We start from the raw sequence: 17926 nt of genomic DNA on the forward strand, positions 1-17926 counted from the left end.
TGCGCGCTGCCGCCGGCTACCCCCACGCGCCCGGGTGCGTTAAGGCGTCCGGGTCCGTCCGCCGCGCGGTCGCGCGGCGGGCAGGGGAGCATGCAGCAGGATCGATGCGCCGCCTGATCGCCGAAGAGCCCGTCACCCGGGCGGCCCCGTGGTCCCTGCGCTTGGCGTGGTTCGCGGTGGCGGTGGTGGGCCTGTCGCTCCTGCTGGTGCGCGATCCCCGCGCCCAGACCGGGCCGGCGCTGGTGGCCCTCGCCGCCGGCGTCGCGGTGGCGGTGCTGGCGGTGCTGCTCGCGGTCGGGGCCTTCGTGCGGATCTGGCAGGAGGGCGCGCGGGGCCTGGGCACCGCGGTGGGCGGCCTCCTCGTGGCGGCGCTCGTCCTGGCCTATCCGGGCTACATGGCGGCGCGCGGCGCCCTGCTGCCGAAGCTTACCGACGTGGCGACCGACATCGACAACCCGCCCGCCTTCTCGCGCTCGCGGGCCGCGGACGCCGCGCGGGGCGGGCGCCTGCCGCCGGAGGTGAGCCCGGCCGACCGGGCGCTGCAGCGCGAATCCTACCCGCAGGTCGCGCCGCTCACCCTCGACCTCGGCGCCGACGAGGCCTTCCAGCTCGCCCTCAAGGCCGCCGCGAACCGCCGCTGGCAGGTGATCGAGGCGCAGAAGCCCGGCGGCCGGATCGGCAACGGGCGCATCGAGGCGGTGGTGCGCTCGCGCCTGCTCGGCCTGCCCTACGACGTCACCGTCCGCATCCGGCCGCGGGCGGACGGCGCCCGCATCGACGTGCGCGCCGCCTCCCGCTACGGCGACCGCGACTTCGGCCAGAACGCGGATCACGTCCGGTCCTACCTCGAGGAGCTGTCGAACCTCGCGCTGGCGGTGAAGTGAGGGGGGAGGCGGGCGCGGATCGGGCTTCGCGACGGATCGGCGCTCTGGTGACAGATGCCGAGACGGCGAAGGGTGGACCGTTCACGCCCAGCCGGAAGCGGGAATCCGCGCCCCGGCAGGCTCAATCCGGCCGGAACCCCTCAAAAACCATCTGGTCCGCGTGCCGGCGCGCCCGCTCCACCTGATCGGGCGTGCGCACCGTCCAGGTCATCACCGGGCGCCGGCCGAGCAGGCGGGCGAGGTGGGTCGCGGCGTTCGGCAGGTCGTCCACGCGCCAGGACAGGAAGTCGGGCCGGCTCTCGGCGAAGTGGAGCAGGTGGGCGAGCGCGTGCCGGGCTTCCGAAGTCAGGGCCGCGTAGGCGGGATCGTCCTGGCGGCTCTCGGCGACGATGCCGCGGGGCAGGCCCGGGGCGAGGGCGGCGAGGGCCGCGACGATCAGCGGATCGAAGGACTTGAGCGCCACCGGGCCGGCGTAGCCCGCCACCGCCGCGGCGGTCCGGCGCGCGAGCGCAAGGTCGCCGTCGTGGCGCGACTTCACCTCGATGACGAGGGGCGTGCGCCCGGCGATGGCGCCGAGGAACTCCGGCAGGGTGGGCACCCGCTCGGGCGATCCCGCCACCGCGAGCCGCTGCAGGTCGGCCGCTTTGCGCTCGCGGACCAAGCCGCTCTCGCCGGTGAGGCGGCCCAGGCCCTCGTCGTGGAAGACCATCGCCTCGCCGTCCGCGCTGAGCTGGACGTCGCACTCGATGGCGTAGCCGCGCGCGATCGCGGCCTCGGCCGCCCCGAGGGTATTCTCCGGCAGGCCCGCCGCGCGGTCGTGCAGGCCGCGATGGGCGATCGGGCGGGCGGTGAGCCAGCCGGGGGCGTTGGGAGCGTCGATCCGGGGGGCGTCCATCGGGGCGCTCATCGCACCTCGAACATCCCCTCGACCTCCACCACCGCGTCGAGCGGCAGTTCGGCGACGCCCACCGTCGAGCGGGCGTGGCGGCCGCGGTCGCCCAGCACCGCCACCATCAGGTCGGAGGCGCCGTTCATGATCCCGGCCACGGCCGAGAAGCCGGGCGCCGTGTTGATGAAGCCGCCGAGCCGGATGCAGCTCACCACCGCGTCGTCGAGGTTGCCGACCGCGGCGCTGAGCTGGGCCAGCACGTTGAGCGCGCAATGGCGCGCCGCCTCGGCCGCGATCTCCGGGGTGACCGTGGCGCCGACCTTGCCCTTGTGGCGCGCGTCGAGCTGGCCGTCCGGCCCGAAGCAGAGCTGGCCGGAGATCACCACGAGGTTGCCGGCCCGCTTGAACGGCACGTAGTTCGCGACCGGGCTGGCGGCCGGCGGCAGGACGTGGCCGAGGTCCTTGAGGCGGTCGAGCGTGGCGCTCATGCGCGGTCTCCTCTGGGATGCGATCGCCCGCGATGTGGCCCAAGCCGGGCCGTCATGGCAACCCCGCCACAGGCAAGGGCGCAGGCAAGGGCCGAGACGCCCGGCGCGCCGCTCATCCCCCGGAGGGTGTCCCGAACGTTGACAGGCCGGCCGCCTTCCATAGTATTCGCGCACGTGCCGCCCCCTTAAGAGGCGGCGCTTTCTTTTTGGCCGTCCCTCTCGGGCGGCCGCGATGGAGACGGGATCGTGACGTCCGCCCTCTTGCCGACCTACGCCAGGGCCAAGGTGTCGTTCGAACGCGGGGAGGGCGCGTGGCTCGTCGCCCGCGACGGGTCGCGATACCTCGACTTCGGCGCCGGCATTGCCGTCAACGGTCTCGGCCACGCCCATCCGCACCTCGTCGCCGCGCTCACCGAGCAGGCGCAGAAGGTCTGGCACGTCTCGAACCTGTTCGAGATCCCGGAGGGCGAGCGCTTCGGGCAGCGCCTCGTGGACGCCACCTTCGCGGACGTGGCGTTCTTCGCCAATTCCGGCGCGGAGGCGAACGAGGCCGCCATCAAGATGGCGCGCAAGTACCACGCGGCGGGCGGCCACCCGGAGCGGTTCCGCGTCATCACCTTCGAGGGCGCCTTCCACGGCCGGACGCTCGCCACCATCGCGGCGGGCGGGCAGCAGAAGTACATCGACGGCTTCGGCCCGAAGGTCGACGGCTTCGACCAGGTGCCCTACGGCGACCTCGACGCGCTCAAGGCCGCGATCACGCCGGAGACCGCCGCCCTGATGATCGAGCCGATCCAGGGCGAGGGCGGCGTGCGCGTGGTGGCGCCCGAGTGGCTGCGCACCCTGCGGCGGGTCTGCGACGAGCACGGCCTGCTCCTGATCCTCGACGAGGTCCAGAGCGGCGTCGGGCGCACCGGCAAGCTCTTCGCCTACGAGTGGTCCGGCATCACCCCCGACATCCTGTCGACCGCCAAGGGCATCGGCGGCGGCTTCCCGCTCGGCGTCTGCCTCGCCACCGCGGAGGCCGCGCGCGGCATGACCGCGGGCAGCCACGGCACCACCTTCGGCGGCAACCCGCTGGCGATGGCGGTGGGCAACGCCGTGCTCGACATCCTGCTGGCGCCGGGCTTCCTCGACCGCGTGCGGGAGACCGGCCTCCTGCTCAAGCAGCGCCTCGCCGCCCTCAAGGACCGGCACCCGGGCGTGATCGGCGAGATCCGCGGCGAGGGCCTGATGATGGGCCTGCGCCTGGAGGTGCCGAACACCGAGTTCGCCGCCGCCGCCCGGGACGCGCACCTGATCGTGATCCCGGCGGGCGACAACGTGGTGCGCCTGCTGCCGCCGCTCATCGTCGGCGAGGCCGAGGTGGCCGAGGCGGTGAACCGGCTGGAGGCCGCCGCCTCCCGCTTCGAGGCCGCCGCGCGGGGAGCCGCCGAGTGATGAACGCCCCCGTCAAGACCGGTCCCCGGCACTTCCTCGACCTCACCGACCTCTCGGGCGGGCAGCTGCGCACGGTGCTGGACGCCTGCGCGGAGATGAAGCGCCACCGCCGCAAGGGCGAGCCGCCGGCCACCCGCCCGCTCGCCGGGCGGATGCTCGCGATGGTGTTCGACCGCCCCTCCACGCGCACCCGCGTCTCCTTCGACGTGGCCATGCGCGAACTCGGCGGCGAGACGCTGATGCTGACCGGCAAGGAGATGCAGCTCGGGCGCGGCGAGACCGTCGCGGACACCGCCCGGGTGCTCTCCCGCTACGTCGACGCGATCATGATCCGCATCCTCGACCACGGGATGATGCTCGAACTCGCCCGGTACGCCGAAGTGCCGGTGATCAACGGGCTCACCAAGGTCTCGCATCCCTGCCAGATCATGGCGGACGTGCTGACCTTCGAGGAGCACCGCGGCCCGATCCGGGGGCGCACGGTCGCGTGGTCGGGGGACGCCAACAACGTGCTGGCCTCCTGGGCGCACGCGGCGGCGCGTTTCGGGTTCCGCCTCAACGTCGCGGCCCCGCCGCAGCTCGGGGCGCGGCAGGATCTGCTCGACTGGGCCAGGGCCGAGGGGGCGGACGTGCACGTCACCACCGATCCCTTCGAGGCGGTGGCCGGCGCCGACGCGGTCGTCACCGATTGCTGGGTCTCGATGGGCGACGAGGACGAGACCAACCGCCACAACCTGCTGATGCCCTACCAGGTGAACGCCAAGCTGATGGCGGCGGCGGCCAAGGACGCGATCTTCATGCATTGCCTGCCGGCCCATCGCGGCGAGGAGGTCACCGCCGAGGTGATCGACGGGCCGCGATCGGTGGTGTTCGACGAGGCCGAGAACCGCCTGCACGCCCAGAAGGGCATCCTGGCGTGGTGCCTCGGCGCCGTGGAGGCGTGAGACGCCGGGAGGCGTGAAAAGCCGGCGCGCCCTCCCCATATCGGAGGGGACCGCCGGTCTCTCGACGCGGCGGTTCCCCTGCTCGCGACCGATCCTCCGGTTCCGCAGCCAGCCTGCGGGCCTCGGCCCGCGAGCGCACGGGGAACCGCGCCGCCGGGAGACCCTGATTCCCGCTCGAGAGAGCCGGCCGGGACCGCCGCGTCCCCCGGCCCGGGAGAGGACATGAGCCCCGATTCCATCGCCATCGACCTGTCCGCGGGCGGCCGCGACGACGTCGTCCTGCCCTTCGCGGTCGAGGCCCTCGACGTGCGCGGGCGCGTCGTGCGGCTCGGCCCCGCCCTCGACCTGATCCTGCGCCGCCACGGCTACCCCGAGCCGGTCGCCCGCGCCCTCGGCGAGGCGGCGGCCCTCACCGTGCTGCTCGGCGCCTCGCTCAAGTTCGAGGGCCGCTTCCAGCTCCAGACCAAGACCGACGGCCCGGTCGACATGGTGGTGGTCGATTTCGAGGCGCCCGACCGCCTGCGCGCCACCGCCCGCTTCGATGCCGCGCGGGTCGCGGGCTTGCGCAGCCCCGGCACCGCCGACCTCCTCGGCCACGGCCACCTCGCCATGACCATCGACCAGGGCTCGGCCCAGAGCCGCTACCAGGGCGTCGTCGCCCTCGACGGCCAGGGCTTCGAGGAGGCGGCCCACCAGTATTTCCGCCAGTCCGAGCAGATCCCCACCAAGGTGCGCCTCGCGGTGGCCGAGCAGCTGGAGGAGGGGGAGCGCCGCTGGCGGGCCGGCGGCCTGCTGGTGCAGTTCCTGCCCCAGTCGCCCGAGCGCGCCCGCTCGGCCGACCTGCCCCCGGGCGACATCCCGGAGGGCCACGCGCGGCTCGACGAGGGCCAGGTCGCGGAGGACGACGCGTGGCTGGAGGCGAAGTCGCTCGTCGCCACCACCGAGGACCACGAACTCGTCGACCCGACCGTGTCGAGCGAGCGCCTGCTCTACCGGCTCTTCCACGAGCGCGGCGTGCGGGTGTTCGAAGGGCAGGGGGTGCACGAATCCTGCCGCTGCTCGCGCGAGCGGGTGATGGGCATGATCCGCCGCTTCTCGGACGACGACCGCCGCCACATGGTGGGCGAGGACGGCCGGATCGGCATCACCTGCGAGTTCTGCTCGCGCCACTACGACCTCGATCCGGGGGAGGTGGAGGCGGAGCTGGCGGGCGGCGCGCGCCACTGATCCCGGCCGGCCGGACCCACGCTTTCGGGAAGCTTGAGGGGGAACTTTGGGGAAGATCGCCCTTTGATAGGGCGCTTGCCGCCCGACGGCGGCGTTCGGTTCGCTCCGGAGCCCTCGATGCCCCGCCTTCCCCTCGCCGCCGCGCTGCTCCTCGCGGGCGCGCTCTCGGCTCACGCCCAGACCACGCCGAGCCAGGAGCCCGCTGCGCCGGCCCCGGCCCCCGCGCCGGCCGCACCGGCGCCGGCCCCCGCCGCCCCCGCCACCCTCAGCGACGGCCTGCGGCCGACCTTCGTGGCCCAGCAGCCCGACCAGATGGTGGCCTCGAAGCTGATCGGGCTCTCGATCCAGAACGGCGCCAACGAGACCATCGGCTCGGTGGCCGACCTCGTGCTCGACCCGAATTCCAGCGTGACGTCCTACGTGGTCGGCGTGGGCGGCTTCCTCGGCATCGGCACCAAGTACGTCTCGATCGCCCGCGAGGCGGTGACGATCACGCGCGTCGACGACAAGACCCTCAAGGCGGTGATCCAGACCGACCGGGACCAGCTCCGCGCCGCGCCCGAGTACATCTATCTCGGCCAGCCGCAGCCCGACCGGACCGGCAGCACGGCGAAGTAGCGCAGCACGGCCAAGCAGCGATGGAGCGGGGTCCGGTCTCGGCCGATGACATGATCGGCCGATTCCCGTTCAGACCCCGCCCGCGAGGTAACCGCCGTCCACGTTGAGCACGGCTCCCGTGGTGAAGCTCGCCGCGGGCGAGGCGAGGTAGAGGGCGGCGCCGACCAGTTCCTGCAGGTCGCCGAAGCGGCCGGCGGGGCTGCGGGCGAGCGCCGCATCCTTGCGGGCCTGGGGCATCTTCTCGCGGTTGAGGTCCGTCATGAAGAAGCCCGGCGAGATCGCGTTGACCCGCACGCCGTGCGCCGCCCATTCGGCAGCCAGCGAGGTGGTGAGCCCGACGATGCCGTGCTTGGCCACCGCGTACGGGCAGGCATTCGGCCACCCGCGATGCGCGGCGAGCGACGCGATGGTGATGATGGCGCCGCTGCCGCGCGCCACCATCGGCCGGCCGAAGGCTTGGCAGGCGTGAAAGACACTGGTGAGGTTCGTGGCGATCACCTGCGCGAACTCGTCGGGCGAGAACTCGAGCGCCGGCTTGATGATCGTCATGCCCTGGCACGCCATCAGCACGTCGATCGCGCCGAGATCCGCGTGGACGCGGTCGGCGAGCGCCTGCACGGCGCCCGGCCCCGTCACGTCGGCCGCGTAGGCGCGCGCCTCGGGACAGACGGTGAGGAGCCGCTGCAGCGCCCCGTCGAGCTTGGCCTGGCGGCGCGCCGCGATGGCGACGCGCGCTCCCGCCCGGGCGAAGCCGTGCGCGGCCGCCTCGCCGATGCCGCTCGATCCGCCGATCACCAGGATGGTGAGGCCTTCGAGCGAGAGAGAGGGCGAGCCGACGCGGAGCATGGTCGAATCCTGAATGCGGAACCTGGAAGCCGCACGAGGCTAGCCCGGCAGCCTCGGCCACTCCACCACCCTCGGCGCTCGCCGCGGCCCGATCGCGGCCGGGTGAGCCTCGGAGGACTCTTGGAGGACGGCGCGGACGGTGCTGCACGGCACCCAAGGATCCGCTCCGTTCGCGCATCACAGGAGGCAGGCGACCGCCGGGGGGTCCGACCCCTCGCGCGGAATGGAGGAGCCCATGTCCACGTCACCGGCGCGCACCGGCCTCTCGGTCCTGGTGCTGACGTTCATCGGAATCGGCGCGGGGGCCGCGCGGGCCGCCGAGGCCGATCCGTCCACCTCCGCCGTCGATCCGGTCGCGGCCCGCACGCTCGTGAGCGAGCGGCAGGCGAATGCGCGCCGCCAGCACGACGGGCGCCCCGCGGTGTGGATGCTCGTGCCGCGAGGACCGAAGGCCGGCCCGGACGGGCCGGCGCGATCGGCGGAGTGACGCCTTCGTTCACGGTGGCGCGGGCAGGTCGGCGTCGTACGGTTTACACTTGATCCGTTCGAGTAAAGAGAAGGCGCCTCTCCCCTCTCCCGAGTGGGAGAGGGGCCGGGGGTGAGGGTGGCGACGGTTCAGGATAGAACTCGACTGTAGGGCTACCAGCACAATGGTCTGAGTTTCACTCAGAAACGTCCCACCCTCACCCCCTACCCCTCTCCCACCCGGGAGAGGGGATCCCGCGCTTTATTGGATTTCGGATCAGATCAGGAAATCGCATCATCCGTCGCCCGGCGTCGCGTCGACCGCCGGGGCGAAGATCGCGATGGGTTCCTTGCGTCCGGCCAGGGGCTCCTGGCCGACCAGCCGCCACGCGGCCCGGTCCGACGAGCCTTCGACGGCCGCGCCGGAGGCCAGGATCATCCCGCCGTAGCGCTTCGTGGCCTGTTCGAGGCGGGAGGCGACGTTCACCGCATCGCCCAGCACCGTGAACTCCATCCGCTCGTCGTCGCCGACGATGCCGCAAAACACCTCGCCGGCATGGATGCCGATGCCGATCCGCACGGTGTGGGGCAGTTCGCGCGTCGCGTTCCAGGCCTCGACGATGCCGACGAGGTCGTGCGCGAAGGCGAGGGCGCGCGCCGCGTCGTCGCCGCCCTCGTCCGGCACACCGAACAGGACCAGGGCGCCGTCGCCGATGAACTTGTCGACGAAGCCGCGGTGCCGGCGCACGCAGGCGAGGATCCGCGTCCGGAAGGCGGTGAAGAACTGCGACAGGCGCTCCGGATCCATGCCCTCGGCCATGCCGGTCGAGTCGCGGATGTCGACGAAGACGATGACGGCCCGCTGGCGGCGTCCGCGGCGGAGCGCGGCGTCGCCCGACGCCACCCGGGGCGCGATCTCGGCCGGGAGGAACCGCGCGAGGCTGGCGCGTCCCACCGCGTCCTTGACGGCGGAGGACAGGAGGCGGCGCGAGCGGACGATGCCGAAGGCCGTGGCCGCCCCCGCCAGGAGGACCATCTCCAGCCGCAGCAGGTTGATCGGCATCGAGAACAGCTGGCGCCATGGGGACCCGTCCGCGACCGCGGCATCCAGGACCAGGCGATGGTCGAGGGCGACGGCGATCCCGACGAGGCCGAGCGCCAGCAGGGCGATCGCCGTGAGCTGAACCACGACGTCGTAGCGCAGGGCGCCGACCGCCAGGACCAGCGGCGCCGCCCAGACGATCGGCGCCGAGGGCAGGGCGTTGCCGGGCAGCCCGCGCTCGCTGACGGCGAGCCACGCGATGACGAGCACCAGCCCAACGTCCAGCACCATGAACAGGTAGGCGAAGCCGTGCCGCCAGCGCTGCGGCTCCGCGAGCGCGATGCTGGCGGCGCCGACCAGCAGGAAGCCGAGGGAGGCCACCCAGGCATTGCGCTCGAACAGGTCGAGCGACACGCCCGTCAGCCGGTGCAGGACCCGGTCGGCGGCGATCACCGTCACGAAGACGCCGAGGCCGATCGCCACCCGCAGCCAGCCGATCAGCCGCTCCGCCGCGACCTCGTGGCGGCGCATGAGCGAGGCGACGAGGTCGCCCTCCAGCGGGCGGGCGGGAATGCTGATGAAGGGCGGCGCCTCCCGGGACGGACCCTTCGCGCGCGGATCTGACCGCACGGCGGCCTCCTCGCTTCTTGGGCCCGGCCTTCAGGCGAGCCGCGGCCGGATTACAGCATGGGCGCCCCGGCGCGGCCAGAGGACGAGGTTACCCGCCTCCGAGGAATCCTATCCCAGCTCGAAGGTGGAGATCCCGTAGATCGCGGCGAGCGGCAGGTCCGGCGGCGCACCCCGGTACATCCGGGCCGTCTCGAACACCGGCGACAGACCGTAGGACGCCGCGAGCCGGAGCGCCGGCTGGTTCGGCTCGGGCGTGTCGAGGAAGACGGGAGCACCCCCAGCCGCGGAGGCGAGCGCCCGAAACAGCAGGTCGGCCTCGCGCGCGCCGTCGGCGAAGAGCGGCCCGATCTTGTGGCCGCTGCGGCAGGCGCGGATGACGCCGTAGCCCCGCACGGCCCCGTCCTCCACGACCGCGAGGGCGGTGCGGGTGTCGGGCGCGAGCCAGCAGCGCAGGAAGCGCTCGCGCGGCGCGGCGAAGACCGGCCGGTCATAGGCCAGGACGGCCTCGATGAGGCCGGCCTCGACCGGCCTCAGGCGCGCGTCGCGGGGGGCCTCGATGCGCGGGCTGCCGCCGAAGCGCACGTTGCGATGGGCGAGGACGAAGCCGGCCCGGGCGTAGTTCTCTTGCTGGGCCACCACGCCGTCGAGGCCGACCGTGCGGTCCCCGAGCGCGTCCAGGCCGGCCTGCCAGAGGCGGCGGCCGAAGCCGCGCCCGCGCCGGTCCGGCCGGACGATGTAGAAGCCGAGGAAGCCGAACCTGGCGGAGTAGCGGACGACCGAGATCGAGGCGACCGGCTCGCCGCCGTGGCAGCCGATGAGAAACCCCCCCGGGTCGGTGGCCTGGAAGCACGCGGCATCCTGGAGGCCCGGGTTCCAGCCCTCCGCCGCCGCCCAGTCGATCGCCCGGCGCAGGTCGTCGCCCGTCATGACGCGGACCGTCAGCGCATCGGAAGCGTCGGGTGTCACGCGCGACCTCGCCATTCCGTCGACCCGGCGCGAGAATAGGGAGGGCGACGGGCGAGGCAAGGACGCTGCGCCGCCGGCCGGTCCGCGGCGCGTGACGCGCGGCCCGTCCGATGGCACGACACCACGGCGCGGAGCGGGACGATGACGGAGCGGGTGCGGCTTTCCTTCGCGGTCCAGGCGGGCCATTGCGAGCGGCTCGGCTCCCCCTTCACGGCGGCGCTGCTCAGGCTCGTCGCCGCGCGGCTGACCGGCGAGACCGCGCTCGGGCGCCGGATCCTCGACTGGCCGGGCGACCCGGAGGCGGACGCCCTGCCGCTGCGCCTCGCGGGCGGCCTGCACGCCCTGGTGCGCCGCAACCGGCTGCCGGACCTCGCCGCCCTCTATCCGCCGGCCGCGCCCGACCCGGAGGCGCTGTGGGCCGCCCTCGCCGACGCCTTCGCGGCGCCCGACCTCGATCCCTGGCTGGATTCGGCCCCGCAGACGAACGAGGTCGCGCGCTCCGGCGTGCTGATGCCGGGGCTGATGGCCGTGGCGGCGCTGACCGGATCGCGGCCGATCGTGCTGTGGGAGATCGGCGCCAGCGCCGGCCTCAACCTCGTCCTCGACGCCTACGCCTACGATCTCGGCGGCCGCGCCGCCGGCCGGACCGGAGCGGCCCTGCGCCTCGCGCCCGACTGGACGGGTCCCCCGCCGCCGGACGCGCCGGTGCGGATCGCCGCACGCCGGGGCGTCGACCTCAACCCGCTCGACGTGACCGATCCGCAGCATCGCGAGCGGCTGACCGCCTACGTCTGGCCCGACCAGACCGCACGCCTCGTCCGGCTGGAAGCCGCCCTGGCGCTCGCCGCCGCCGATCCGCCGCCCCTCGACCGCGGCGACGCGGTGGCGTGGCTCGCCGGCCGCCTCGCCGAACCGCCGCGGCCGGGACGGGTGCGGGTGGTGCAGCATTCGATCGCGCTGCAATACCTGCCGATCCAGGGGCAGGCGCAGGTCGCGGCGCTCCTCGGCGAGGCGGGCGCCCGCGCGACGCCCGACACGCCGCTCGCGTGGCTCGCCTACGAGTTCGAGGGCGGTCCCGCCAGCTTGCGCCTCACGCTGTGGCCGGGCGGGGAGACGCACCAGCTCGCCACTGCCCATCCGCACGGGCAATGGGTGCGCTGGGAGGGGCTGCCGGTCTCCCCCTGAAGCGCGGGCCGGGACGGGGTCAAGACGAAGAAAACCCGCCCGTGCGGAGCAGGGCGGGTCGTCGGCGCGCCCGAGGGGCGCGGGGAAGAGGCGCCGGGAGGGCGGCGCCGGCTGATCAGGCGGCGCTGCGGCGGGCGACGTCGGCGTTGTCGTTGACGGCCACGAACATGCCGGCGGCAGCCTGCTCGGCCGGAGCCGCGAGGCCCAGACGGTCGGTGAGGATGGCGAGAGCCGGACCGACGGCGACGGCAGCGAGACCGGCGAGGAAGAGAGCGATCGTCATGGTGAGGCGTCCCGTGGTGTGTGCAACTGCGATGAGCCGAATATCGCACCGCACCACGAGCTTTGGTATACCACATCCCACAGATCGGTCATGCGTCAAACACATGGATCTTCCGCGGATGGCCGGCGCGTCCCCCGCAAGACGATCCTCGGAGGACCTCCCGACGCGGCCCGGACGCATGGCGGACGTTCGTGCCGACGGCGGAGCTTCGCGGCTGAACACCCCCTTCTCCGGCTGATGCGACGCGGCCGATGCTGCAGCGCACGCTGCGCCTCGGGCCGTGAGTCAACCCATACCGCCGGCCCGATCACCGACCGCGGGGGAACGCCACGATCCCTCATCCAGACCCGCTCGGCCCGCAGGCTCGCCCCGACCGGCATGAACCGGCCGAGTGGCGGTTTAGCGAAGACCTGAGCCGAAGGCCGATTTCGCGTATAGTGAGCGGCGAGCGCACCTGACGGGGCATTCAGGCGTCGCACGGGGCCGCGGATGATCCGGATGAGGCGGCGATCCTTCCTGTCCGGCCTAGCCGGCGCGGCTGCATTCTTTCCGCGCGCGTCCGCGGCACAGCAGCCGGCGCTGCCGATCATCGGATTCCTCAGCAGCCGGTCGTCCAGTGCGGATGCCAGCCTGATCAGCGCGTTCAAGCGGGGCCTCGCCGCGGCCGGCTTCACCGAAGGCAAGAACGTCGCCATCGATTATCGGTGGGCGAACGGCGATTACAGCCTGCTGCGCGGTCTGGCGGATGATCTCGTCAGGAAGCCGGTGTCGGTGCTGGTCTCCACCGGCGGAACGCCGGCGGCCCAGGCCGCGAAGGCGGCGACCCGCACCGTTCCGATCGTCTTCACGACCGCGGATGATCCGGTCAAGGTCGGGCTCGTCGCCAGCCTTCAGCGCCCAGGCGGAAACCTGACCGGCATCACCGCCTCGTTCGTCGAGACCGCGTCGAAGCGCCTGGAGCTGCTTCAGGACCTTCTGCCGAAAGCATCCCGTATCGGGCTCCTCGTCAATCCTCTCAATCCCGCCACCATTCGGGAGGCTGCGCGCATCCAGGAGGCCGCTCAGGAGACCGGACAACACGTCGACATCTTCAACGCCAGCGACCCACGCGAGATCGCCGAGATCTACGCCAATCTCAAGCGAAAAGACATCGACGCCGTCATCGTCGCGCCCGATCCGTACTTCTTCCTGCAGGCAGATCATCTGATCGGACTGGAGCGGAAGCATTCCAGCCCGACCTTGTATTTCCGCCGCGAGTTCGTCGTCGCAGGCGGCCTGCTGTCGTACGGATCGGATTTCGCCGAGCATTTCCGGATCGTCGGAACCTATGCCGGCCGGATTCTCCATGGCGCGCAGCCGGCCGGCATGCCCGTCCAGCAGCCATCCACGTTCGAGCTCGTGCTCAACCTCAGGACCGCCAGGGCGCTCGGGCTCGATATCCCGACGGCCTTCCTCGTGCGCGCCGACGAGATCATCGAGTAGAGGCCGGGCGCCGTCCTTGCGCGCCGCCGCCGAACCCCGCCGGGGAGGCCCACGTCGTTGCCGCGCTCTCAGCGCCCGTGCGCGTAGGCCCAGTAGAGGTCGCGCGCCTGCTGGTAGAACGGTCCCGGCTCCAGGGCGCGGCCGTCGATGCCGGTGACGGGCATCACCTTCGAATAGTTGCCGGTCGAGAAGATTTCGTCGGCCGCCGCGAAATCCGCGTAGGTCAGGGTCGTCTCCTGCACGGCGACGCCCGCCTTCCGCAGCAGGTCGATCACCCGCGTGCGGGTGACGCCGGCCAGGAAGGTGCCGTTCGGGGCCGGGGTGTAGACCACGCCGTCGCGGGCCATGAGGACGTTGGCGTTGGCAAGTTCGGCGATGTTGCCGAGGGCGTCGCGCACGAGGCAGTTGCCGAAGCCGCGCTCCTGCGCCTCGGCCAGCGCCCGGGCGCCGTTGGGGTAGAGGCAGCCGGCCTTGGCCTCGACGGGCGCCGATTCGGCGGTGGGCCGCCGGTAGGGCGAGAGGGTGATGGAGAGCCGGCCCGGCACCGGCATCGGCGCCTCGTAGAGGCACAGGCACCAGTTGGTGGAATCGGGGTCGAAGCGCACCCCGCCCGCGTAGCCGCTCTCGGCCCAGTACATCGGCCGGATGTAGAGGGCGGCGTCGGGCGCGAAGCGGCGCAGGCCCTCGCGCACGAGGTCGCCCCAGGTGGCGACCTCCACCACCGGCTTGAGGCCCAGCGCCGCGGCCGAGCGGTTCACCCGGGCGAGGTGGAGGTCGAGGTCGGGCGTCACGCCCTCGAAGGCCCGCGCCCCGTCGAACACCGTGGAGCCGAGCCACGCGCCGTGGGTGCGCGGCCCCATCATCCGCACGTTGCCCGGGTGCCACGCCCCCTCGAAGAAGGTCCAGGTCGACTCAGCCTCGCCCATCGTCGCGTCTCCCTCTCGCGCCGCCGTGCCGGTGTAGCCGGCCGTGCCGGTGTGGTCAGCCGCCGAGCGACATCGCGGGCGCCGCCGCACCGCGCCCGGTGAGGAGCCGCTTGGCGAAGGACGCCGCGCGCAGGGCCTGGCCGATCACCTTCGGCTGCACCCGGCGGCAAAAGGCCACCTTCTTGACGTAGCTCTCCACGTGCCAGTTGGCCACCGACCCCTTGGGCAGGAAGAGCACGTCGCCCGCCACGAAGCGGCGCGGCGAGGTGCCGGCGTCGCCGATGATTGCGGAACCTTCGAGGAAGTAGATCGTCTCGTCGATGTCGTAGTGCCAGACGAATTCGCCGGCCGAGCAGTCCCACAGGATGGTGCTGGCGGTGCCGTCGGCACTGCGCGACAGCACGACGTTGCGGGCCTCCGGGTTGCCCACCCGCACCCAGTGCGGGTTGATCGGCGCCGCCTTGAGGGGGACGTCGGTGGGGCAGAAGACGATCGGCGGCAGGGACACGGCGGGAACTCCTCGGCTGTACGGTTAAGGATCCGTCCTCGTGTCAGCGGCCCATCCGGGCGGCCGGGACGGTTGTTTCCAAGACGGCCTCCCTAACAGGCCCGGGTTGACGCAAGTTGAATCCGACCTCGGAAGGCCCGCGCATCTCATCAGGCTTTCGCAATCAATTTGAGGGCTGATGCCGGACGCGGCCCGGGATGTTCAGGGGCCGGTGTGCTGACTTCCCCCGCCACGGACGCCGCCCGATGCCGCTCGACCCGCAGGTCCGCCGCTACCTCCAGATGGCCGCGATCCTGGGAGAAGGTCCGCCGACCCTGGAGGGCCGCCGGGCGGGCCTGGACGGGCTCGGGCGCCTCACGGGACCGCCGGTGCCGGTGGCGGCGGTCGAGCCCCTGGCGCTCCCGGGAGCGGCCGGCCTGCTGCCGGCCCGCCTCTACCGGCCGCTCGGCCGAGCGGACGGGACTTGCCTCCTCTACCTTCACGGCGGCGGCTTCGTCGGGGGCGGCCTCGACGCGCATGACGGCATCTGCCGGGCGCTCGCCGCCGCGAGCGGCTGCACCTTGGTGGCGGCGACCTACCGGCTCGCGCCCGAGCATCCCTTCCCGGCGGCGGTGGAGGACGTGCGGGCCACGCTCGCCGCATTCGCCGGCGAGGCGGCCTCCCTCGGCCTCGATCCCGGGCGCCTCGCCGTCGGGGGCGATTCCGCGGGCGCGAACCTCGCGGCGGGTCTGTGCCTGTGGGCGCGGGGCCGGATCGCCGTGGCGGCGCAGCTCCTGCTCTGCCCGGTCCTCGACGCGGCGGGCGAGGGAGAATCCTACCGCACCCTCGCGGCCGGCTACGGCCTCGACCGCGCCACCCTGGAGCGCGACCTCGCGCATTACGCGGGGTGCGCCGACCCCGGCGATCCGCGCCTCTCGCCCCTGCGCGCGCCCGCGCTGGCGGGCCTGCCGCCGACCCTGATCCACACCGCCGCCTACGACATGGTGCGGGACGACGGCGCCGCCTTCGCGGCGCGGCTCGCGGCCGAGGGCGTGCCCGTGCGCCACACCTGCCATCCGGGCATGATCCACCACTTCTACGGCATGGGCGGCCTCATCCCGTACGCCCGCGAGGCGCTGCGGGCGATCGGGGCGGAGCTGCGCGAGGTGCTGGATGCGGCGCCCGCTACCCCTGCGCGGCCACCGCCCGCGGTGGCACCCCCGGCCGCCTGAGGAAGTCGGGCACCGCCTCGCCGAACACCGCGTCGGCGGCCGCGCGGTCGTCGGTGGCCACGGCGTGGCGCAGGCGCGCGAGCCAGCGCTCCAGCTGCGCCCGGTCGGCGAAGACGGGCTTGGCGGCCATCACGCCGTCGATGCCGGCGAGGTTCACCATCGGCTCGTCGCGGGCGAACAGGATCTCGTTCAGGCGCTCGCCCGGGCGGGCGCCCGTGACGGCGATCTCGATGTCCTCGCCCGGCTCGAAGCCGGCGAGCCGGATCATCCGCTCGGCGAGGTCGCGGATGCGCACCGGCTGGCCCATCTTCAGCACGTAGACGGCGGCGCGCTGGTCGCCCGCCGCGGGGTCGCGGCCCTCGCGGTCGGCATGCGCGGCGGCGGTGAGCACGAGATCGCAGGCCTCGCGCACGGTCATGAAGTAGCGCACCATGTCGGGATGCGTGACCGTCACGGGGCCGCCCCGGGCGATCTGCGCCTTGAACACCGGCACCACCGAGCCGACCGAGCCCAGCACGTTGCCGAAGCGCACCGCGACGAGCCGCGCCGTGCCGCCCGCGGCATCGAGGGCCTGGGCGTACATCTCGGCGAAGCGCTTGGTGACGCCGAGCTGCGAGACGGGCTCGATCGCCTTGTCGGTGGAGATCATCACCAGCGCGCGCGCGCCCGCGGCGAGGGCCGCATCCGCCACGTTCACCGAGCCGAAGACGTTGGTCTTGATGCCCTCCGCCCAGTCGCGCTCCAGATAGGGCACCTGCTTGAGGGCCGCCGCGTGGAAGACCGCGTCGGGCCGGAAGTCGCGCAGGACCGCGACGAGCCGGTCGCGGTCGCGGATGTCGGCCAGCACGCCCGTCACCTCGGCCTCGCTCTCGGCGAGCACCGGCCGGGTCAGGATGCCGTGCAGCGCCGGTTCCGAGTTCTCGATCACCAAGAGCGACGCCGCGCCGAAGGCGACGGCCCGGGCGCAGATCTCCGAGCCGATCGAGCCGCCCCCGCCCGTCACCACGATGCGCTGGCCGGTGAGGAACCGCTCCAGGCGCGGCCGGTCGATGGCGACGGTGGGGCGCAGCAGCAGGTCCTCGATCTCCAGCGGAGCGAGTTCCGCGTCGCGCATGCCCTCGCCGAGCGTGGTGACCCGGGCGAGCGGCAGGCCGAGGCGGCGGGCGCGCGCGATCAGGTCGTCGGGATGGGCCTCGGGCGCCAGCGCGCTCGGCGTCGCGACGAGGCGGCGCACCGGCACGCCGCGGGCGGCGAGATCCGCCACCGCCTGTTCGAGATCGGAAAATCCCCCGAGCACCGGCACGCCGCGCATGGTCTGGCCCTGCTCCTCGGCGCGCGGCGAGAGGATGCCCTCGGGCCTGAGCTTGCGGACGGTGCCGGACTCGATGGCGCGCAGCACCACCTCGATGTCGTGCCCGCGCCCGAGCAGCAGCGTCGGCGTGGTGGCGGTGCGGGCGAGGCTCTGGCGCGAGCGGCTGTACTTCAGGTAGCGGAAGGCCAGCCGCGGACCGCCGAGCAGGAAGACCTGCAGCACGAAGTAGAGGCCGATCGCCACCTTGCCGAAGAAGTAGATGCCGAACAGGACCGGCGAGACCAGCACGTAGTCGAGGACGAGCAGCGCCAGCGTCAGCACCGCGACCGCGCGCACGATGGAGGCGAGGTCCGGCAGCGAGGCGAAGCGCCACTTCGAGCGGTAGAGGCCGAACCAGCCGTAGACGAGCCCGGCGAAGACCAGGAAGGGCGGCAGCAGCACCGGCAGGTGCGCCACCCGCTCGGCGAGCAGCGCGCCGTCGAAGCGGATCCGGAAGGTGAGGAGGACGGCCAGCGCCGTCGCCACGAGGTCGTGGGCGATGATCGCGGCGGTCTTGAGGGTGGGTCTGCGCATCGTGGAG

Annotated in this window: 18 protein-coding genes; 9 read left to right on the plus strand and 9 right to left on the minus strand. The window is 73.2% G+C overall.

Annotated features, from left to right (window positions below):
* Window positions 1-104: 104 nt before the first annotated feature.
* Window positions 105-884 (plus strand): DUF1499 domain-containing protein, encoded by a 780-nt coding sequence (locus tag ACKUB9_RS22190; RefSeq protein WP_407526731.1) that lies wholly within the window; start codon window positions 105-107, stop codon window positions 882-884.
* 121 nt (window positions 885-1005) lie between these two features.
* On the opposite strand, the gene ACKUB9_RS22195 is transcribed toward ACKUB9_RS22190, so the two are convergent.
* Both ACKUB9_RS22195 and ACKUB9_RS22200 read right to left on the minus strand, forming a co-directional pair.
* A complete protein-coding gene (locus ACKUB9_RS22195) occupies window positions 1006-1791 on the minus strand; it encodes a glycerophosphodiester phosphodiesterase family protein (RefSeq protein WP_407526734.1) in 786 nt (261 codons plus the stop codon).
* Window positions 1788-2261 (minus strand): RidA family protein, encoded by a 474-nt coding sequence (locus ACKUB9_RS22200; protein WP_407526737.1) that lies wholly within the window; start codon window positions 2259-2261, stop codon window positions 1788-1790. The genes ACKUB9_RS22195 and ACKUB9_RS22200 overlap by 4 nt, the downstream gene beginning before the upstream one ends.
* A 246-nt stretch (window positions 2262-2507) precedes the next feature.
* Between ACKUB9_RS22200 and ACKUB9_RS22205 the strand changes: the two genes are divergently transcribed.
* The 4 genes from ACKUB9_RS22205 (at window position 2508) to ACKUB9_RS22220 (ending at window position 6490) form a co-directional block, all read left to right on the plus strand.
* Window positions 2508-3701 (plus strand): aspartate aminotransferase family protein, encoded by a 1194-nt coding sequence (locus ACKUB9_RS22205; RefSeq protein ID WP_407526740.1) that lies wholly within the window; start codon window positions 2508-2510, stop codon window positions 3699-3701.
* On the plus strand, window positions 3701-4645 hold the full coding sequence (gene argF, locus ACKUB9_RS22210) for an ornithine carbamoyltransferase (protein ID WP_407526743.1): 945 nt from the start codon (window positions 3701-3703) through the stop codon (window positions 4643-4645). The genes ACKUB9_RS22205 and argF overlap by 1 nt, the downstream gene beginning before the upstream one ends.
* A gap of 222 nt (window positions 4646-4867) precedes the next feature.
* Window positions 4868-5872: an Hsp33 family molecular chaperone gene (locus ACKUB9_RS22215; RefSeq protein ID WP_407526746.1), complete on the plus strand. Its 1005-nt coding sequence runs from the start codon at window positions 4868-4870 to the stop codon at window positions 5870-5872.
* Between the two features lie 117 nt (window positions 5873-5989).
* Entirely contained in the window at window positions 5990-6490 is a 501-nt protein-coding gene (locus ACKUB9_RS22220) for a PRC-barrel domain-containing protein (protein WP_407526749.1), read from the plus strand.
* A gap of 69 nt (window positions 6491-6559) precedes the next feature.
* On the opposite strand, the gene ACKUB9_RS22225 is transcribed toward ACKUB9_RS22220, so the two are convergent.
* Complete coding sequence (locus ACKUB9_RS22225) at window positions 6560-7336, minus strand: SDR family NAD(P)-dependent oxidoreductase (RefSeq protein ID WP_407526752.1); 777 nt, start codon at window positions 7334-7336, stop codon at window positions 6560-6562.
* Window positions 7337-7571: 235 nt separating this feature from the next.
* Here ACKUB9_RS22225 and ACKUB9_RS22230 point away from each other — a divergent pair, with 235 nt between their 5' ends.
* The gene (locus tag ACKUB9_RS22230) at window positions 7572-7823 is read left to right on the plus strand and encodes a hypothetical protein (RefSeq protein ID WP_407526755.1); all 252 of its coding nucleotides are present in this window, start codon (window positions 7572-7574) and stop codon (window positions 7821-7823) included.
* A 273-nt stretch (window positions 7824-8096) separates the two neighbouring features.
* On the opposite strand, the gene ACKUB9_RS22235 is transcribed toward ACKUB9_RS22230, so the two are convergent.
* Together ACKUB9_RS22235 and ACKUB9_RS22240 are read right to left on the minus strand one after the other, a co-directional pair.
* Window positions 8097-9473: an adenylate/guanylate cyclase domain-containing protein gene (locus ACKUB9_RS22235; protein ID WP_407526758.1), complete on the minus strand. Its 1377-nt coding sequence runs from the start codon at window positions 9471-9473 to the stop codon at window positions 8097-8099.
* A gap of 108 nt (window positions 9474-9581) precedes the next feature.
* Window positions 9582-10439 (minus strand): GNAT family N-acetyltransferase, encoded by an 858-nt coding sequence (locus ACKUB9_RS22240; RefSeq protein WP_407526761.1) that lies wholly within the window; start codon window positions 10437-10439, stop codon window positions 9582-9584.
* A 141-nt stretch (window positions 10440-10580) separates the two neighbouring features.
* Between ACKUB9_RS22240 and ACKUB9_RS22245 the strand changes: the two genes are divergently transcribed.
* Entirely contained in the window at window positions 10581-11624 is a 1044-nt protein-coding gene (locus ACKUB9_RS22245; protein WP_407526763.1) for a DUF2332 domain-containing protein, read from the plus strand.
* Between the two features lie 115 nt (window positions 11625-11739).
* Here the strand turns inward: ACKUB9_RS22245 and ACKUB9_RS22250 are convergent, their stop codons facing one another.
* Window positions 11740-11907: a hypothetical protein gene (locus ACKUB9_RS22250; protein ID WP_407526766.1), complete on the minus strand. Its 168-nt coding sequence runs from the start codon at window positions 11905-11907 to the stop codon at window positions 11740-11742.
* A 498-nt stretch (window positions 11908-12405) separates the two neighbouring features.
* Between ACKUB9_RS22250 and ACKUB9_RS22255 the strand changes: the two genes are divergently transcribed.
* Window positions 12406-13389, plus strand: coding sequence for an ABC transporter substrate-binding protein (locus ACKUB9_RS22255; protein ID WP_407526769.1), 984 nt, complete (start codon window positions 12406-12408; stop codon window positions 13387-13389).
* A gap of 68 nt (window positions 13390-13457) precedes the next feature.
* On the opposite strand, the gene ACKUB9_RS22260 is transcribed toward ACKUB9_RS22255, so the two are convergent.
* Window positions 13458-14315: a branched-chain amino acid aminotransferase gene (locus tag ACKUB9_RS22260; protein WP_407526771.1), complete on the minus strand. Its 858-nt coding sequence runs from the start codon at window positions 14313-14315 to the stop codon at window positions 13458-13460.
* 55 nt (window positions 14316-14370) lie between these two features.
* The gene (locus ACKUB9_RS22265) at window positions 14371-14823 is read right to left on the minus strand and encodes a cupin domain-containing protein (protein ID WP_407526774.1); all 453 of its coding nucleotides are present in this window, start codon (window positions 14821-14823) and stop codon (window positions 14371-14373) included.
* A 245-nt stretch (window positions 14824-15068) separates the two neighbouring features.
* On the opposite strand from ACKUB9_RS22265, the gene ACKUB9_RS22270 reads away from it, so the two are divergent.
* Window positions 15069-16034 carry an alpha/beta hydrolase gene (locus ACKUB9_RS22270; RefSeq protein ID WP_407526777.1) on the plus strand — a complete coding sequence of 322 codons (966 nt, stop codon included), beginning with the start codon at window positions 15069-15071 and terminating at the stop codon, window positions 16032-16034.
* On the opposite strand, the gene ACKUB9_RS22275 is transcribed toward ACKUB9_RS22270, so the two are convergent.
* On the minus strand, window positions 15988-17919 hold the full coding sequence (locus ACKUB9_RS22275) for an SDR family NAD(P)-dependent oxidoreductase (RefSeq protein ID WP_407526780.1): 1932 nt from the start codon (window positions 17917-17919) through the stop codon (window positions 15988-15990). The two genes, ACKUB9_RS22270 and ACKUB9_RS22275, sit on opposite strands and share 47 nt — an antisense overlap.
* Between the last annotated feature and the right edge of the window lie 7 nt (window positions 17920-17926).

It is taken from the genome of Methylobacterium oryzisoli, assembly GCF_046557895.1.
Taxonomy (GTDB): Bacteria; Pseudomonadota; Alphaproteobacteria; order Rhizobiales; family Beijerinckiaceae; genus Methylobacterium; species Methylobacterium oryzisoli.

Bases quoted from the DNA above. Each gene is read 5' to 3' on its own strand.
- ACKUB9_RS22190 (WP_407526731.1), top strand. From the start codon at position 105: ATGCGCCGCCTGATCGCCGAAGAGCCCGTCACCCGGGCGGCCCCGTGG.
- ACKUB9_RS22195 (WP_407526734.1), bottom strand. From the start codon at position 1,791: ATGAGCGCCCCGATGGACGCCCCCCGGATCGACGCTCCCAACGCCCCC.
- ACKUB9_RS22200 (WP_407526737.1), bottom strand. From the start codon at position 2,261: ATGAGCGCCACGCTCGACCGCCTCAAGGACCTCGGCCACGTCCTGCCG.
- argF (WP_407526743.1), top strand. From the start codon at position 3,701: ATGAACGCCCCCGTCAAGACCGGTCCCCGGCACTTCCTCGACCTCACC.
- ACKUB9_RS22215 (WP_407526746.1), top strand. From the start codon at position 4,868: ATGAGCCCCGATTCCATCGCCATCGACCTGTCCGCGGGCGGCCGCGAC.
- ACKUB9_RS22220 (WP_407526749.1), top strand. From the start codon at position 5,990: ATGCCCCGCCTTCCCCTCGCCGCCGCGCTGCTCCTCGCGGGCGCGCTC.
- ACKUB9_RS22225 (WP_407526752.1), bottom strand. From the start codon at position 7,336: ATGCTCCGCGTCGGCTCGCCCTCTCTCTCGCTCGAAGGCCTCACCATC.
- ACKUB9_RS22230 (WP_407526755.1), top strand. From the start codon at position 7,572: ATGTCCACGTCACCGGCGCGCACCGGCCTCTCGGTCCTGGTGCTGACG.
- ACKUB9_RS22245 (WP_407526763.1), top strand. From the start codon at position 10,581: ATGACGGAGCGGGTGCGGCTTTCCTTCGCGGTCCAGGCGGGCCATTGC.
- ACKUB9_RS22250 (WP_407526766.1), bottom strand. From the start codon at position 11,907: ATGACGATCGCTCTCTTCCTCGCCGGTCTCGCTGCCGTCGCCGTCGGT.
- ACKUB9_RS22255 (WP_407526769.1), top strand. From the start codon at position 12,406: ATGAGGCGGCGATCCTTCCTGTCCGGCCTAGCCGGCGCGGCTGCATTC.
- ACKUB9_RS22260 (WP_407526771.1), bottom strand. From the start codon at position 14,315: ATGGGCGAGGCTGAGTCGACCTGGACCTTCTTCGAGGGGGCGTGGCAC.
- ACKUB9_RS22270 (WP_407526777.1), top strand. From the start codon at position 15,069: ATGCCGCTCGACCCGCAGGTCCGCCGCTACCTCCAGATGGCCGCGATC.
- ACKUB9_RS22275 (WP_407526780.1), bottom strand. From the start codon at position 17,919: ATGCGCAGACCCACCCTCAAGACCGCCGCGATCATCGCCCACGACCTC.